General features: G+C 57.4%; 16 protein-coding genes. 8 read left to right on the forward strand and 8 right to left on the reverse strand.

What is annotated here, in order from left to right; all coding sequences use genetic code 11:
- The 3 genes from yidD to rpmH are packed head-to-tail and all read right to left on the reverse strand — an operon-like array spanning position 1 to position 791.
- Positions 1–246, reverse strand: a complete 246-nt coding sequence (yidD, locus tag KGA97_RS03430; protein ID WP_010207715.1) for a membrane protein insertion efficiency factor YidD — start codon at positions 244–246, stop codon at positions 1–3.
- Positions 239–640, reverse strand: coding sequence for a ribonuclease P protein component (rnpA, locus tag KGA97_RS03435; protein ID WP_028620331.1), 402 nt, complete (start codon positions 638–640; stop codon positions 239–241). The genes yidD and rnpA overlap by 8 nt, the downstream gene beginning before the upstream one ends.
- A 16-nt stretch (positions 641–656) precedes the next feature.
- Positions 657–791 carry a 50S ribosomal protein L34 gene (gene rpmH, locus KGA97_RS03440; RefSeq protein WP_003213577.1) on the reverse strand — a complete coding sequence of 45 codons (135 nt, stop codon included), beginning with the start codon at positions 789–791 and terminating at the stop codon, positions 657–659.
- 566 nt (positions 792–1,357) lie between these two features.
- Between rpmH and dnaA the strand changes: the two genes are divergently transcribed.
- The 5 genes from dnaA to KGA97_RS03465 all read left to right on the forward strand — a co-directional run bounded on the left by dnaA (position 1,358) and on the right by KGA97_RS03465 (position 8,322).
- On the forward strand, positions 1,358–2,878 hold the full coding sequence (dnaA, locus tag KGA97_RS03445) for a chromosomal replication initiator protein DnaA (protein WP_008027554.1): 1,521 nt from the start codon (positions 1,358–1,360) through the stop codon (positions 2,876–2,878).
- A gap of 39 nt (positions 2,879–2,917) precedes the next feature.
- Positions 2,918–4,021 carry a DNA polymerase III subunit beta gene (gene dnaN / locus KGA97_RS03450; RefSeq protein ID WP_008027555.1) on the forward strand — a complete coding sequence of 368 codons (1,104 nt, stop codon included), beginning with the start codon at positions 2,918–2,920 and terminating at the stop codon, positions 4,019–4,021.
- A gap of 20 nt (positions 4,022–4,041) precedes the next feature.
- Complete coding sequence (gene recF, locus KGA97_RS03455; RefSeq protein WP_008041454.1) at positions 4,042–5,145, forward strand: DNA replication/repair protein RecF; 1,104 nt, start codon at positions 4,042–4,044, stop codon at positions 5,143–5,145.
- Positions 5,146–5,150: 5 nt separating this feature from the next.
- Positions 5,151–7,568 carry a DNA topoisomerase (ATP-hydrolyzing) subunit B gene (gyrB, locus tag KGA97_RS03460; protein ID WP_008027559.1) on the forward strand — a complete coding sequence of 806 codons (2,418 nt, stop codon included), beginning with the start codon at positions 5,151–5,153 and terminating at the stop codon, positions 7,566–7,568.
- Between the two features lie 235 nt (positions 7,569–7,803).
- A complete protein-coding gene (locus KGA97_RS03465; RefSeq protein WP_032832632.1) occupies positions 7,804–8,322 on the forward strand; it encodes an Hcp family type VI secretion system effector in 519 nt (172 codons plus the stop codon).
- Positions 8,323–8,507: 185 nt separating this feature from the next.
- Here KGA97_RS03465 and KGA97_RS03470 read toward each other — a convergent pair whose 3' ends face one another.
- From KGA97_RS03470 to glyQ, 4 genes are all read right to left on the reverse strand, one after another.
- Positions 8,508–9,287 (reverse strand): lysophospholipid acyltransferase family protein, encoded by a 780-nt coding sequence (locus KGA97_RS03470; protein WP_008027562.1) that lies wholly within the window; start codon positions 9,285–9,287, stop codon positions 8,508–8,510.
- Between the two features lie 82 nt (positions 9,288–9,369).
- Positions 9,370–9,903, reverse strand: a complete 534-nt coding sequence (gmhB, locus tag KGA97_RS03475) for a D-glycero-beta-D-manno-heptose 1,7-bisphosphate 7-phosphatase (protein ID WP_008027564.1) — start codon at positions 9,901–9,903, stop codon at positions 9,370–9,372.
- Positions 9,904–9,909: 6 nt separating this feature from the next.
- Positions 9,910–11,964: a glycine--tRNA ligase subunit beta gene (glyS, locus tag KGA97_RS03480; protein ID WP_008041461.1), complete on the reverse strand. Its 2,055-nt coding sequence runs from the start codon at positions 11,962–11,964 to the stop codon at positions 9,910–9,912.
- A complete protein-coding gene (gene glyQ, locus KGA97_RS03485; RefSeq protein ID WP_003213601.1) occupies positions 11,961–12,914 on the reverse strand; it encodes a glycine--tRNA ligase subunit alpha in 954 nt (317 codons plus the stop codon). The genes glyS and glyQ overlap by 4 nt, the downstream gene beginning before the upstream one ends.
- An 81-nt stretch (positions 12,915–12,995) precedes the next feature.
- On the opposite strand from glyQ, the gene tag reads away from it, so the two are divergent.
- The 3 genes from tag to KGA97_RS03500 all read left to right on the forward strand — a co-directional run bounded on the left by tag (position 12,996) and on the right by KGA97_RS03500 (position 14,903).
- Positions 12,996–13,553, forward strand: coding sequence for a DNA-3-methyladenine glycosylase I (gene tag, locus KGA97_RS03490; protein ID WP_008041464.1), 558 nt, complete (start codon positions 12,996–12,998; stop codon positions 13,551–13,553).
- A gap of 40 nt (positions 13,554–13,593) precedes the next feature.
- Positions 13,594–14,481 (forward strand): lysophospholipid acyltransferase, encoded by an 888-nt coding sequence (locus tag KGA97_RS03495; protein ID WP_192228140.1) that lies wholly within the window; start codon positions 13,594–13,596, stop codon positions 14,479–14,481.
- A 182-nt stretch (positions 14,482–14,663) separates the two neighbouring features.
- Positions 14,664–14,903 carry a PilZ domain-containing protein gene (locus KGA97_RS03500; RefSeq protein ID WP_008027574.1) on the forward strand — a complete coding sequence of 80 codons (240 nt, stop codon included), beginning with the start codon at positions 14,664–14,666 and terminating at the stop codon, positions 14,901–14,903.
- Here KGA97_RS03500 and KGA97_RS03505 read toward each other — a convergent pair whose 3' ends face one another.
- Positions 14,904–15,218: a tetratricopeptide repeat protein gene (locus KGA97_RS03505; RefSeq protein WP_008027576.1), complete on the reverse strand. Its 315-nt coding sequence runs from the start codon at positions 15,216–15,218 to the stop codon at positions 14,904–14,906.
- Between the last annotated feature and the right edge of the window lie 56 nt (positions 15,219–15,274).

Raw genomic sequence — 15,274 nt, forward strand, 5'->3', positions numbered from 1 at the left:
TTACTCGGCCATCGAAGAAGAACGGGAGGTAGGGATAGGTGGAACCGGGTCATAACCACCGGGATTCCACGGATGACAGCGACCTAAACGACGAAAGGTCAGCCAGCCACCGCGCAGAAGGCCATGATTTTCTATGGCTTCTAACGCGTAGCAGGAACAACTGGGGTAGAAACGACAGTGACTGGCCATCAGAGGACTAATGGCATAGCGATAAAACTGGATCGGAACGAGTGCCAGTTTACGCATCGGGACTGTCTACCCCTACAGTTTCGGTTTTGACTGCTGGTACCGGCGTGCTGCGTGCCAGACGCTTCCAGAGTTTGCCGAAATGCTGAATCAATTCGGGGTTTTCTACGTCACCCAAACCTTTGCGCGCGACGATAACGATATCCCAGCCGACCAGTGAATCCTGGTTCAGACGGAACGATTCGCGCATCAGACGTTTGAGGCGATTGCGCTCGACGGAGAGCTTTACGCTCTTTTTCCCGATAACCAGCCCTAGACGGGGGTGATCAAGATCGTTGTTGCGCGCAAGGAGCAGGAGATTTTTCCCCGGAACCTTGCCGGTAGGGGAGTCAAAGACTGCCTTGAAATGCCGGGGAGTAAGCAGACGCTTTTCCCGACTGAAGTCCTGACTCACCTCCAGTGCCGGCTTATCAAACTGCCAGACGCGCACGACCTTTGGCGCGACGACGCGACAGAACGGCACGACCGTTCTTGGTAGCCATGCGAGCACGGAAACCGTGGGTACGAGCGCGTTTGATAGTGCTTGGTTGGAAAGTACGTTTCATTGTCGTGTTACCTGGTTCGTCCACAACGGGCCGGAATGGCCCCCGTTTTAAGAGACCGGGGATTCTAGAGAAAGCAAGCCTCTAGGTCAATTTCCAACCAACGTTTCCTTATAAATAGATCTCCAGACGTTTTGCTCGTCTTCACCTCCAGCCAAATATAAAAATAAAGAAGGAAAGTATTTAAAGCTTTTCTGTAAAGCTTATAAAAGCTAGGACACCGATCATCTGTGGATAACTACCTTCAGGCCTTCTATCCCGTGCTGTACAGAGAATGACAACTACGGTGGAAAACGGTGGTCAGCCTGTGCTGCGCTGTCGGATAAGCTGTGTGTGAAAGGGGCTGTTATCCACAGGCAGGTTATCCACCGAGTTTCGCCCCCACTTGTGCAACGACCTCAAGGGCGGTTATCCACAGACCTTATGCACAGACCACTGGTCGTCTTTTTTACCTATAAAACGTTGATTCTTCTTGGTCAGTGACCCACCTACGTGTGGATAAGTCGGCGTCTGGTCGCTACAATGGCCGCTTGTTTTTGCCTCACCGGCTTTCAACTTAGGGGATATCCGTGTCAGTGGAACTTTGGCAGCAGTGCGTGGAGCTTTTGCGCGATGAGCTGCCTGCCCAACAATTCAACACTTGGATCCGTCCACTACAGGTCGAAGCCGAAGGCGACGAGTTGCGTGTCTACGCACCGAATCGTTTTGTTCTCGACTGGGTCAACGAAAAGTACCTGGGCCGCGTCCTTGAACTGCTGGATGAGCATGGCAATGGCATGGCGCCGGCGCTTTCCTTATTAATAGGCAGCAAACGCAGTTCGGCTCCACGGGCTGCCCCGAATGCGCCACTGGCTGCCGCCGCGTCTCAGGCACAGGCGGCTCAAGCGCCTGTCAGTGCTCCGGCACCTGCCCCGACGGCCACACCGACCAAGCGTTCGACCCAGAAAGTTGCCGAAGTCAGTGAAGAGCCATCGCGCGACAGCTTCGATCCGATGGCCGGCGCCAGTTCTCAACAGGCCCCGGTGCGTTCCGAGCAGCGCACGGTGCAGGTAGAAGGTGCGCTCAAGCACACCAGTTACCTGAACCGCACTTTCACCTTCGAGAACTTCGTCGAAGGTAAGTCCAACCAACTGGCCCGGGCTGCGGCCTGGCAGGTGGCGGACAACCCCAAGCACGGTTACAACCCGCTCTTCCTTTATGGCGGTGTTGGCTTGGGTAAAACTCACTTGATGCACGCTGTGGGTAACCATCTATTAAAGAAGAACCCGAATGCCAAGGTCGTGTACCTGCATTCGGAGCGTTTCGTGGCCGATATGGTCAAGGCTCTGCAACTGAACGCGATCAACGAGTTCAAGCGCTTCTACCGTTCGGTGGACGCATTGCTGATCGATGACATTCAGTTCTTCGCCCGCAAGGAACGTTCGCAGGAAGAGTTTTTCCACACCTTCAACGCCCTGCTCGAAGGTGGCCAGCAGGTCATTCTCACCAGTGACCGCTACCCTAAAGAAATCGAAGGCCTTGAAGAGCGCCTCAAATCCCGCTTCGGCTGGGGCCTGACGGTAGCCGTCGAGCCGCCGGAGCTGGAAACCCGTGTCGCGATCCTGATGAAAAAGGCCGACCAGGCCAAAGTCGATCTGCCCCACGACGCGGCGTTCTTCATCGCCCAACGTATTCGCTCCAACGTCCGTGAGCTGGAAGGTGCGCTTAAACGCGTAATCGCCCACTCGCACTTCATGGGCCGCGATATCACCATCGAGCTGATTCGCGAATCCCTGAAAGATCTGTTGGCGCTGCAAGACAAACTGGTCTCTGTGGATAACATTCAGCGCACTGTCGCTGAGTACTACAAAATCAAGATTTCCGACCTGCTGTCCAAGCGTCGTTCACGCTCGGTCGCTCGTCCGCGTCAGGTTGCCATGGCGTTGTCCAAAGAGTTGACTAACCACAGCCTGCCGGAAATCGGCGATGTGTTTGGCGGCCGCGACCACACGACTGTTTTGCACGCCTGCCGCAAGATCAACGAACTTAAGGAATCCGACGCGGACATCCGCGAGGACTACAAGAACCTGCTGCGTACTCTGACAACTTGATGAACACCAGCGCAGCTTATTAAGGCAAGGGACTAGACCATGCATTTCACCATTCAACGCGAAGCCCTGTTGAAACCCCTGCAACTGGTCGCAGGCGTCGTCGAGCGCCGACAGACCTTGCCGGTGCTCTCCAACGTGCTGCTGGTTGTCGAAGGCCAGCAACTGTCGCTGACCGGTACCGACCTGGAAGTCGAGCTGGTCGGTCGTGTACAACTCGAAGAGCCTGCTGACCCGGGTTCCATCACTGTGCCTGCGCGCAAGCTGATGGACATCTGCAAAAGCCTGCCGAACGACGCGCTGATCGACATCAAGGTCGACGAGCAGAAGCTGGTGGTGAAGGCTGGCCGTAGCCGCTTCACCCTGTCGACCCTGCCGGCGAACGATTTCCCGACCGTTGAAGAAGGTCCGGGTTCGCTGACTTGCAGCCTTGAGCAAAGCAAACTGCGTCGTCTGATTGAACGCACCAGCTTCGCCATGGCCCAGCAGGACGTGCGTTATTACCTGAACGGCATGCTGCTGGAAGTCTCGGCCGGGATCATCCGCGCCGTGGCCACCGACGGTCACCGTCTGGCCATGTGCTCGATGCAGGCCGACATCGGTCAGCCGGATCGCCACCAGGTCATCGTGCCGCGCAAGGGTATCCTTGAGCTGGCGCGCCTGCTGACCGAGCCGGACGGCAATGTCAGCATCGTCCTGGGCCAGCATCACATCCGCGCCACGACAGGCGAGTTCACCTTCACCTCTAAACTGGTCGACGGTAAATTCCCGGACTATGAGCGTGTTCTGCCGAAGGGCGGCGATAAACTGGTGCTCGGCGATCGTCAGGCGTTGCGTGAAGCTTTCAGCCGTACCGCGATTCTGTCCAACGAGAAGTACCGCGGTATCCGTCTGCAACTGGCCAGCGGTCAGTTGAAGATCCAGGCCAACAACCCGGAGCAGGAAGAAGCGGAAGAAGAAGTGGGCGTTGAGTACAACGGCGGCAATCTGGAAATCGGCTTCAACGTGAGCTACTTGCTCGACGTGCTGGGCGTGATGACCACTGAGCAGGTTCGCCTGATCCTGTCCGACTCCAACAGCAGTGCGCTGGTGCAAGAGTCCGACAATGATGACTCGGCCTACGTTGTCATGCCGATGCGTCTGTAATCATGCTCAGCAGAAGCTAGATGTCATTAAGTCGCGTCTCGGTCACCGCGGTGCGCAATCTGCACCCGGTGACCTTCTCCCCTTCCCCCCGAATCAACATTCTTTACGGCGCCAACGGCAGCGGCAAAACCAGTGTTCTGGAAGCCATTCACCTGCTGGGGCTTGCCCGTTCGTTTCGTAGTACCCGCCTTTTGCCGGTTATTCAGTACGAGCAATTGGCCTGCACCGTATTCGGTCAGGTTGAGTTGGCTGAGGGCGGGCACAGCGCACTGGGGATATCACGGGACCGCCAAGGCGAATTCCAGATCCGTATTGACGGGCAGAACGCGCGCAGTGCGGCACAGCTGGCGGAGATCCTGCCGCTGCAACTGATCAACCCTGATAGCTTCCGCCTGCTTGAAGGTGCACCGAAGATTCGCCGACAGTTTCTCGACTGGGGCGTGTTCCACGTGGAACCGCGGTTCATGTCCACCTGGCAGCGCTTGCAGAAGGCCCTGCGCCAGAGAAACTCTTGGCTGCGGCATGGTACACTTGACGCCGTTTCGCAAGCGGTTTGGGACAGGGAACTGTGCCAGGCCAGCGCTGAAATTGATGAATACCGCCGTGCCTATATCAAAGCCTTGAAACCAGTCTTTGAACAGACCTTGAGCGAACTGGTTGAGCTTGAAGGTTTGACGCTCAGCTATTACCGAGGCTGGGACAAAGACCGCGAATTGAGTGCAGTGCTCGCTGGGTCCGTTCAGCGAGACCAGCAGATGGGTCATACCCAGGCCGGACCACAACGCGCTGATTTGCGCCTCAGATTGGGTGCACATAATGCCGCGGACATCTTGTCCCGCGGTCAGCAGAAGTTGGTGGTCTGTGCATTGCGGATTGCCCAAGGGCACCTGGTCAGCCAGGCCCGACGCGGCCAGTGTATTTATCTGGTGGATGACTTGCCGTCCGAACTGGACGAGCAGCACCGCCGCGCGCTTTGCCGCTTGTTGGAAGACTTACGCTGCCAGGTGTTTATCACCTGTGTAGATCACGAATTATTGAGGGAAGGCTGGCAGACGGAAACGCCAGTCGCTCTGTTCCACGTGGAACAGGGCCGTATCACCCAGACCCACGACCATCGGGAGTGAAGGCATTGAGCGAAGAAAATACGTACGACTCAACGAGCATTAAAGTGCTGAAAGGCCTGGATGCCGTACGCAAACGTCCCGGTATGTACATTGGTGACACCGACGATGGCAGCGGTCTGCACCACATGGTGTTCGAGGTGGTCGATAACTCGATCGACGAAGCTTTGGCCGGCCATTGCGACGACATCAGCATCATCATCCACCCGGACGAATCCATCACCGTTCGCGACAACGGTCGTGGCATCCCGGTAGACGTACACAAAGAAGAAGGCGTTTCGGCAGCCGAGGTCATCATGACCGTGCTGCACGCCGGCGGTAAGTTCGACGACAACTCCTACAAAGTATCCGGCGGTCTGCACGGTGTAGGTGTTTCGGTAGTGAACGCACTGTCCAAGGAACTGGTCCTGACCGTTCGCCGCAGCGGCAAGATCTGGGAACAGACTTACGTCCATGGCGTCCCGCAAGAGCCGATGAAAATCGTTGGTGAGAGCGAAACCACGGGCACCCAGATTCACTTCAAGCCATCGGCTGAAACCTTCAAGAACATCCACTTCAGCTGGGACATCCTGGCCAAGCGGATTCGTGAACTGTCCTTCCTCAACTCCGGTGTCGGCATCGTCCTCAAGGATGAGCGCAGCGGCAAGGAAGAGCTGTTCAAGTACGAAGGCGGCTTGCGTGCGTTCGTTGAATACCTGAACACCAACAAGACTGCGGTCAACCAGGTGTTCCACTTCAACATCCAGCGTGAAGACGGCATCGGCGTGGAAATCGCCCTGCAGTGGAACGACAGCTTCAACGAGAACCTGTTGTGCTTCACCAACAACATCCCGCAGCGTGATGGCGGTACTCACCTGGTGGGTTTCCGTTCCGCACTGACGCGTAACCTGAACACCTACATCGAAGCTGAAGGCCTGGCCAAGAAGCACAAGGTCGCCACCACCGGTGATGACGCCCGTGAAGGCTTGACCGCGATCATCTCGGTGAAGGTGCCGGATCCGAAGTTCAGCTCCCAGACCAAAGACAAGCTGGTTTCTTCCGAAGTGAAGACCGCGGTCGAACAGGAAATGGGCAAATACTTCTCCGACTTCCTGCTGGAAAACCCGAACGAAGCCAAACTGGTCGTCGGCAAGATGATCGACGCGGCACGTGCGCGTGAAGCAGCACGTAAGGCCCGTGAGATGACCCGCCGCAAAGGCGCGCTGGACATCGCCGGCCTGCCGGGCAAACTGGCTGACTGCCAGGAAAAAGACCCTGCCCTTTCCGAACTGTACCTCGTGGAAGGTGACTCTGCTGGCGGCTCCGCCAAGCAGGGGCGTAACCGTAAAACCCAGGCCATCCTGCCGTTGAAGGGCAAGATCCTCAACGTCGAGAAGGCGCGCTTCGACAAGATGATCTCTTCGCAAGAAGTAGGCACCTTGATCACCGCACTGGGCTGCGGTATCGGTCGCGACGAATACAACATCGACAAGCTGCGCTACCACAACATCATCATCATGACCGATGCTGACGTCGACGGTTCGCACATCCGTACGCTGCTGCTGACGTTCTTCTTCCGTCAGCTGCCAGAGCTGATCGAGCGTGGCTACATCTACATCGCTCAGCCACCGCTGTACAAGGTCAAGAAAGGCAAGCAAGAGCAATACATCAAAGACGACGACGCCATGGAAGAGTACATGACGCAGTCGGCCCTGGAAGATGCGAGCCTGCACCTGAACGAGGAAGCCCCGGGTATCTCCGGCGAAGCTCTCGAGCGCTTGGTGAACGACTTCCGTCTGGTGATGAAGACCCTCAAGCGTCTGTCGCGCCTATACCCTCAGGAACTGACCGAGCACTTCATCTACCTGCCAGCGGTGAGCATGGAGCAACTGTCCGATCACGCAGCGATGCAAGATTGGCTGGCCAAGTATGAAGTCCGTCTGCGCACCGTCGAGAAGTCCGGCCTGGTCTACAAGGCCAGCCTGCGTGAAGACCGTGAGCGTAACGTCTGGCTGCCAGAGGTCGAGCTGATCTCCCACGGCCTGTCGAACTACGTCACGTTCAACCGCGACTTCTTCGGCAGCAACGATTACAGGACTGTCGTATCCCTGGGCGCTCAGCTGAGCACCCTGCTGGACGACGGCGCGTACATCCAGCGTGGCGAACGCAAGAAGCCGGTCACCGAGTTCAAGGAAGCCCTTGAATGGCTGATGGCTGAAAGCACCAAGCGTCACACCATCCAGCGATACAAAGGTCTGGGTGAGATGAACCCGGATCAGCTGTGGGAAACCACCATGGACCCAAGCCAGCGCCGGATGCTCAAAGTGACCATCGAAGACGCCATTGGCGCGGACCAGATCTTCAACACCCTGATGGGTGATGCGGTCGAACCTCGTCGTGACTTCATCGAAAGCAATGCCTTGGCGGTTTCTAACCTGGACTTCTGATCCAGCGGTTCTGCCAACAATAAAAAGGCCAGCGCATTGCGCTGGCCTTTTTATTACGCTATTTCGCCCTTCAGCGGCGGTGCCAAATCGTATGGAACGCAGGCGTTTTGCCTCGGATCCTCACAGATAAGTCCTACATACGCTATCCCGAGTGCTCTTTATCCTACAGCCTCTTCGTCAAGTGTATGACTGACGGGAGCTATCATTTTTGGGATATCGAACAGGGAATGCAGTTATGCCAACACCCGCGTATTTAGTTATAAATGGAAATCGGCAAGGGATGATTACTGCCGGGACATTTACTCCGGAGTCGGTTGGTAACGTCTATCAGGAGGGGCACGAAGACCAAATCCTGGTCCAGGCATTCAGTCACCAAATTATCATTCCGAGAGATCCCCAATCGGGTCAGCCAACGGGCCAGCGTGTGCATAAGCCGCTGATGATCTCAAAGGTATTTGATAAATCATCACCGTTGATTTTTAACGCGTTAACGAGCGGAGAAGTGTTGAATAGCTGCCATATCGCTTGGTATCGGACTTCGTCGGCGGGGAAACAGGAACATTACTTCAGCATCGAGCTGGAAGACGCAGTGATCGTCGATGTGCAGACAAGAATGCCAAGCTGCCAGGATCCCAATATGGCCCACTTTACGCATCTCGAAGACGTGTATTTCACCTACCGAAAAATCACCTGGACTCACGAAGCCTGTGGTACTTCCGGTTCTGATGACTGGCGTGCTCCGATTATCAGCTAAGCTTCCCTGCTCAATTCGCAGGCATAAAAAAACCGGCTATATCAGCCGGTTTTTTTACGTCCGAAAAAAACTTATGCACCTTTTTCCATATTTTATGAGCTTAGGAAATATGTATATAAATCATAAGCCTACAAACTAAATACGCTACTTTTCAGCGAAACGGTACACAGGTTATCCACAGAATCTCAGACAGCCATCTGATCATTGGCAGCCGGTGCTTGCGGAGCGGGTGGGAGCGAGCCCATTTCCCGTTGCATCTGCTCGTTCCAGGCCTGAACCCGGTCATTGAGGTTGGCAATCGCGCGGGGGCCACTGCCTTCGGCGTACATCGGCTCGCCGATGATCACAGTGATGACGCCCTGCTTCTTGGCCCAACCGGTTTTCGGCCAGAATTTGCCGGCATTGTGCGCAATCGGCAGCACCGGGAGTTCGGCGTTGACGGCTAACGCCGTACCACCTCGTGAGAATTTTCCGATGGTGCCGTAAGGGACCCGCGTTCCTTCAGGGAATATCAGTACCCAGACGCCATCCTTCAGCAGTTCATCGCCCTGCTTCGCTACATGTTTGAGCGCGGCCTTCGGGTTGTCGCGGTCGATGGCGATCGGCCGCAGCATGGCCATGGCCCAACCGAAGAACGGTACAAACAGCAATGAACGCTTCAGTACCTGGCTCAACGGCTCGAAATAGGCCGAGAGGAAGAACGTCTCCCAGGTGCTCTGGTGGTTCGACTGAATCACGCAGGGCTGGTCTGGCACGTTCTCGGCACCTTTCACTTCGTAGCTGATGCCCAGAAAGACTTTGCTCAGCCACAAGGCGCAACGGCACCAGTACACGTTGATAAAACGATAGCGCGCCTTGAACGGCAGAAAAGGCGCGATAAAAAAGCTCAGGCTGCACCAAAGCAAGGAACTGGTGCCCAGCAGCAGGTAAAAGAGGAAGGTTCTGATGGCCTGCAATATCGACATGGCGACGTTTACCGTGCGGGCTCTGCCCGTCTATATAAAGCGCACTCCCGATCAATCCTTGGTCAGGAATCTCGAAAACGCTCTAATTGTGGATAAGTTCTGCGGCAATCGCCGCGAGATCGTCAAAAATCAAAGTGCCTACCGGTAGGGTTTTGCCCAAAGTCTTTTCGCCTTTCCCGGTCTTTACCAAAACTGGCTGAGAATCGACGGCTTTGGCGGCTTCCAGGTCACCAAGACTGTCGCCGACGAACCATAGATTAGTCAGCGATACGTTGTAATGCGTGGCGATGGTTTTCAGCATCCCGGGTTTTGGCTTGCGGCAATCGCAGCCTTCGTCCGGCCCGTGCGGGCAATAGACGATCAGCCCGACTTCACCGCCCTGCTCCGCGACCAACGAGCGCAAGCGCTCGTGCATGGCGTCCAGGGTGGCGACGTCGTAATAGCCGCGAGCGATGCCGGACTGGTTGGTAGCGACCGCTACCGTCCAGCCGGCCTTGCTCAACTGCGCGATGGCTTCGATCGAACCGGGGAGCGGTTTCCACTCCTCCACCGACTTGATGTAAGCGTCGGAGTCGTAATTGATCACCCCGTCCCGATCGAGAATCAGCAGTTTCAAACAGTCTTACCCCAGCAACGAAATATCGGCGACGCCGAGGAACAAGCCACGCAGACGCGCCAGCAGCGCATAGCGGTTGGCACGGACCTTGGCATCTTCAGCGTTGACCATGACGGCTTCGAAGAAAGCATCCACCGGCTCGCGCAAGGCTGCCAGACGTGCCAGCGACTCGCTGTACTGACGCGCAGCTGCCATCGGTTGAACCGCTTGGTCCGCCTGCTGAATCGCCGAGTACAGGGAGAACTCGTTGGCGTTGTCGAAGTACTTGGCTTCAACGACTGTAGGAACAGAACCTTCGACCTTGCTCAGCAAGTTCGAAACGCGCTTGTTCACTGCAGCGAGGGCCGCCGCTTCAGGCAGTTTGCGGAACGCTTCCACCGCTTGTACGCGCTGATCGAAGTCCAGCGCAGAACCTGGCTTCAGGGCACGAACCGACAGGTAAGTCGCCACGTCCACGCCTTCATCTTCGTAACGGGCACGCAGACGGTCGAACACGAATTCCAGAACCGAGTCGGCCAGGCCAGCAGCCTTGACCTTGGCGCCGAACGCATTCACGGCAAAGGCCACTGCGTCGTTCAGGTCGAGGTCGAGCTTCTTGTCGATCAGGATGCGCAATACGCCCAGTGCAGCACGGCGTAGGGCATACGGGTCTTTGCTACCGGTTGGCAGCATGCCGATCCCGAAGATACCGACCAGCGTGTCGAGTTTGTCAGCGATGGCCACGGCCGCACCGGTCAGGGTGGTCGGCAGTTCTGCACCGGCACCGCGCGGCATGTACTGCTCGTTCAGCGCCAGCGCGACTTCTTCCGGCTCGCCATCGTTCAGGGCGTAGTAGTAACCGGCGACGCCTTGCATCTCCGGGAACTCACCGACCATCTCGGTCGCCAGGTCGCACTTGGACAGCAGGCCGGCACGGGAAGCCCATGCGGCGTTGCCGCCAATGCGTTGCGCGATGAACGCAGCAAGCTTGGATACGCGCTCGGCCTTGTCGTAGACGCTGCCGAGTTTTTCCTGGAACACCACGTTTTGCAGGCGCAGGTTGAAGTCTTCGAGTTTCTGTTTCTTGTCTTGCTTGAAGAAGAACTCGGCGTCGGTCAGGCGTGGGCGAACCACTTTCTCGTTACCGGCGATGATTTGCTGCGGGTCTTTGCTTTCGATGTTGGCCACGGTAATGAAACGTGGCAGCAACTTGCCGTCGGCATCCAGCAGGCAGAAATACTTCTGGTTGTCCTGCATGGTGGTAATCAGCGCTTCTTGCGGCACGTCGAGGAAACGTTCTTCGAACGAGCACACCAGCGGCACCGGCCATTCAACCAGCGCGGTCACTTCGTCGAGCAGGGCTGGCGGAACGATCGCCGTGCCTTCCTGCATCGTCGCCAGTTCTTCGGTGCGCTTGCTGATAATCGCGCGACGCTCGTTGGCGTCGGCCAGAACGTAAGCGGCACGCAAGTCGGTCAGGTAGTTGGCCGGCGAGGTAATGCGTACGCTTTCCGGGTGATGGAAGCGGTGACCACGGGAATCGCGGCCGGCTTTCTGGGCGAGGATCGTGCAATCGATGACCTGGTCACCGAGCAGCATGACCAGCCATTGGGTCGGACGAACGAATTCTTCCTTGCGCGCACCCCAGCGCATGCGCTTCGGGATCGGCAGGTCATTCAGGGAATCTTCGACGATGGTCGGCAGCAGGCTTGCGGTCGGCTTGCCGGCGATGCTCTGGCTGTAGCGCAGTTTCGGACCGCTCTGATCGATTTCGCTCAGCTCTACGCCGCACTTCTTGGCGAAACCCAGTGCCGCTTGAGTCGGGTTGCCTTCGGCATCGAACGCCGCCTGACGTGGCGGGCCGTCGAGGTTGATGCTGCGATCCGGTTGCTGGGTAGCCAGCGCGGTGATCAGCACAGCCAGACGACGCGGCGCGGCGTAGACGGTTTTGGTCTCGTAGTTCAGGCCAGCGGCTTGCAGGCCTTTGTCGATACCGGCCAGGAACGCTTCGGCCAAGGTGTTCAGGGCCTTGGGTGGCAGTTCTTCGGTGCCCAGTTCAACCAGGAAATCTTGAGCACTCATTGTGCAGCCTCCAGCTTGGCCAGTACTTCGTCACGCAGGTCCGGGGTCGCCATCGGGAAGCCCAGCTTGGCGCGAGCCAGCAGGTAGGCTTGCGCAACGGAACGCGCCAGGGTGCGCACACGCAGGATGTATTGCTGACGCGCAGTCACCGAGATCGCCCGGCGCGCATCCAGCAGGTTGAAGGTGTGGGACGCCTTCAACACCATTTCGTAGCTCGGCAACGGCAGCGGCTGGTCAAGTTCGATCAGGCGCTTGGCTTCGCTTTCGTAGAAGTCGAACAGTTCGAACAGCTTCTCGACGTTGGCGTGTTCGAAGTTGTAGGTCGATTGCTCCACTTCGTTCTGGTGGAACACGTCGCCGTAGGTCACTTTGCCGAACGGACCGTCAGCCCAGACCAGGTCGTAGACCGAGTCCACGCCTTGCAGGTACATGGCCAGACGCTCGAGGCCGTAAGTGATCTCACCGGTCACCGGATAGCACTCGATGCCGCCCGCCTGCTGGAAGTAAGTGAACTGCGTCACTTCCATGCCGTTCAGCCAGACTTCCCAGCCCAGACCCCAGGCGCCCAGGGTCGGCGATTCCCAGTTGTCTTCGACGAAGCGAATGTCGTGGACCAGCGGGTCCAGGCCGACATGCTTGAGGGAGCCCAGGTACAGTTCCTGGAAGTTGTCCGGGTTCGGCTTCAGAACCACCTGGAACTGATAGTAGTGCTGCAGACGGTTCGGGTTTTCGCCGTAGCGGCCGTCAGTCGGGCGACGACTGGGCTGCACATAAGCGGCGTTCCAGGTTTCCGGGCCGATGGCGCGCAGAAACGTGGCTGTGTGGAAAGTCCCGGCGCCTACTTCCATATCGTAGGGCTGAAGTACCACGCAACCTTGCTCGGCCCAGTATTGCTGGAGGGCGAGGATCAAGTCTTGGAAGGTACGCACGGCTGGCGTAGGCTGGCTCACGAAATTCACCTGTTTCTTGGGCTGCGATTTAAAGAGCGGGAGTATACCCGATTCATTGCTGCGCACGCCCCCTGGAGCCTTATGCCACGCTGCTTTTGGTGTTCCGAAGATCCGCTGTACATGGCTTATCACGACCAGGAGTGGGGCACGCCGCTACGCGATGCGCAGGGTTTGTTCGAGTTGCTTTTGCTCGAAGGGTTCCAGGCCGGCCTCTCCTGGATCACCGTGTTGCGTAAACGCGAGCGATATCGCGAGGTGCTGTTCGGCTTCGATGTACAGCGCGTGGCGCAAATGAGCGACGCCGAAATCGATGAATTGATGCTCGACCCCGGGATCATCCGCAATCGCCTCAAACTCAACGCCGCCCGGCGCAATGCCCAGGCCTGGCTGGCACTTGAAGACCCGGTCGAGTTTCTCTGGTCTTTCGTCGGCGGTAAGCCTGTGATCAATCATTTCAAGGATCGCACCGAAGTCCCGGCGGTCACGCCAGTCGCTGTGGAGATGAGCAAAGGCCTGAAAAAAGCCGGCTTCACCTTCGTCGGCCCGACCATTTGCTACGCGCTGATGCAGGCCTCCGGGATGGTCATGGACCACACCAAGGATTGCGATCGCTACGCGACCTTGTCGATCGGCGGTTAGAATAGCCGCCTCGCGCACAGCACAAGATCAGGAGTGACCTGTGGATAAGTTGAAAGGCGCCTTGCTGGTAGGCGCTCTGCGGCTGTTTGCCCTGCTTCCCTGGCGAGCAGTGCAGGTGGTTGGCTCGGCCATCGGCTGGGTAATGTGGAAAACCCCTAACCGTTCCCGTGATGTGGTGCGGATCAATCTGGCCAAGTGTTTTCCGGAGATGGACCCTGCCGAGCGCGAGCGTCTGGTCGGCCAGAGCCTGAAAGACATCGGCAAGTCGCTGACCGAAAGTGCCTGCGCGTGGATCTGGCCGGCGCAGCGTTCCATCGATCTGGTGCGCGAAGTCGAAGGGCTCGACGTCTTGAAAGACGCCCTCGCCTCCGGCAAAGGTGTGGTCGGCATCACCAGCCACCTCGGCAACTGGGAAGTGTTGAACCACTTCTATTGCAGCCAGTGCAAACCGATCATTTTCTATCGCCCGCCAAAGCTCAAGGCTGTGGATGAATTGTTGCGCAAGCAGCGAGTGCAACTGGGTAACAGGGTCGCCGCCTCCACCAAGGAAGGCATCCTCAGCGTCATCAAGGAAGTGCGCAAAGGTGGTGCAGTGGGCATTCCCGCTGACCCGGAACCGGCCGAATCCGCCGGGATCTTCGTGCCGTTCTTCGCTACTCAGGCACTCACCAGCAAGTTTGTGCCGAACATGCTCGCTGGCGGCAAGGCGGTTGGCGTGTTCCTTCACGCGCTGCGGTTACCGGACGGTTCGGGCTACAAAGTGATCCTCGAAGCGGCGCCAGAGGCCATGTACAGCACTGATACCGAGACGTCCTGCGCAGCCATGAGCAAGGTGGTCGAGCGTTATGTGCGTGCTTATCCGAGCCAGTACATGTGGAGCATGAAGCGCTTCAAGAAGCGGCCGCCGGGTGAAGAGCGCTGGTATTGAGTTGATTGGCATGATCTGTGGATAACTTGAACCTGTAGGAGCGAACGGTGCGGCGATCCGACTTGCTCGCGAAGAGGCCATTACATTCAACATTGATGTTGGATGTGATATCGCCTTCGCGAGCAAGCTTCGCTCCTACAGGTTCAGGTTATCCACAACTGTTCATAAAAAGGGCGCAGAAGATGTCCGAACACCGCAAATCGTTTCGCATCAAGATCAGTCACGAAAGCTTCGGCGAATGCCTCGGCCAGACCCGAAATCTCTCGACCACGGGCGTCTACGTCAAGCATCCGGGCTTGTCGGCGTTGCCCAAGGGGGCGGTGGTCTATGGTCAGGTACAGGATTTACCCACAGGCGCGCCGCGGGTTCGCATGGAAGTGGTGCTGGTAGACGCTGACGGCATCGGCCTGCGCTACCTCTGATCAGTGCGCCTGGCGCTCAAGTTTCTTCAGGAACACCGTCATCTCCTTCTCCGCCTGCTTGTCGCCGTGAGCACGAGCAGCTTCCAGACCCTGCTCCCACGCCTGACGCGCGGCCGGATAGTCCGCCAGCGCCAGATGAGCCTTGCCCAACAGCTTCCACGCCGCTGAATACTTAGGGTCGAATTCGACGCAACGCTGGAAATGCTCGGCGGCCTTGGCGTTTTCCCCAAGATCAAGATAACCCTTGCCGAGGCCGAAGCGCAGCAATGAGTTATCCACACCCTTGGCGAGCATTTTTTCCAGGGATTCGATCATGGTGCACCTCGGTTTTTGGGGGAGCTTCGGAATCGCCTTCGCGGGCAAGCCTCGCT

Source organism: Pseudomonas sp. BF-B-15 (genome assembly GCF_019946675.1).
Lineage (GTDB): Bacteria > Pseudomonadota > Gammaproteobacteria > Pseudomonadales > Pseudomonadaceae > Aquipseudomonas > Aquipseudomonas migulae.

Coding starts and splice junctions, on each gene's coding strand:
- yidD (WP_010207715.1), bottom strand. CDS start 246: ATGCGTAAACTGGCACTCGTTCCGATCCAGTTTTATCGCTATGCCATT.
- rpmH (WP_003213577.1), bottom strand. CDS start 791: ATGAAACGTACTTTCCAACCAAGCACTATCAAACGCGCTCGTACCCAC.
- dnaN (WP_008027555.1), top strand. CDS start 2,918: ATGCATTTCACCATTCAACGCGAAGCCCTGTTGAAACCCCTGCAACTG.
- recF (WP_008041454.1), top strand. CDS start 4,042: ATGTCATTAAGTCGCGTCTCGGTCACCGCGGTGCGCAATCTGCACCCG.
- KGA97_RS03465 (WP_032832632.1), top strand. CDS start 7,804: ATGCCAACACCCGCGTATTTAGTTATAAATGGAAATCGGCAAGGGATG.
- KGA97_RS03470 (WP_008027562.1), bottom strand. CDS start 9,287: ATGTCGATATTGCAGGCCATCAGAACCTTCCTCTTTTACCTGCTGCTG.
- glyS (WP_008041461.1), bottom strand. CDS start 11,964: ATGAGTGCTCAAGATTTCCTGGTTGAACTGGGCACCGAAGAACTGCCA.
- tag (WP_008041464.1), top strand. CDS start 12,996: ATGCCACGCTGCTTTTGGTGTTCCGAAGATCCGCTGTACATGGCTTAT.
- KGA97_RS03500 (WP_008027574.1), top strand. CDS start 14,664: ATGTCCGAACACCGCAAATCGTTTCGCATCAAGATCAGTCACGAAAGC.
- KGA97_RS03505 (WP_008027576.1), bottom strand. CDS start 15,218: ATGATCGAATCCCTGGAAAAAATGCTCGCCAAGGGTGTGGATAACTCA.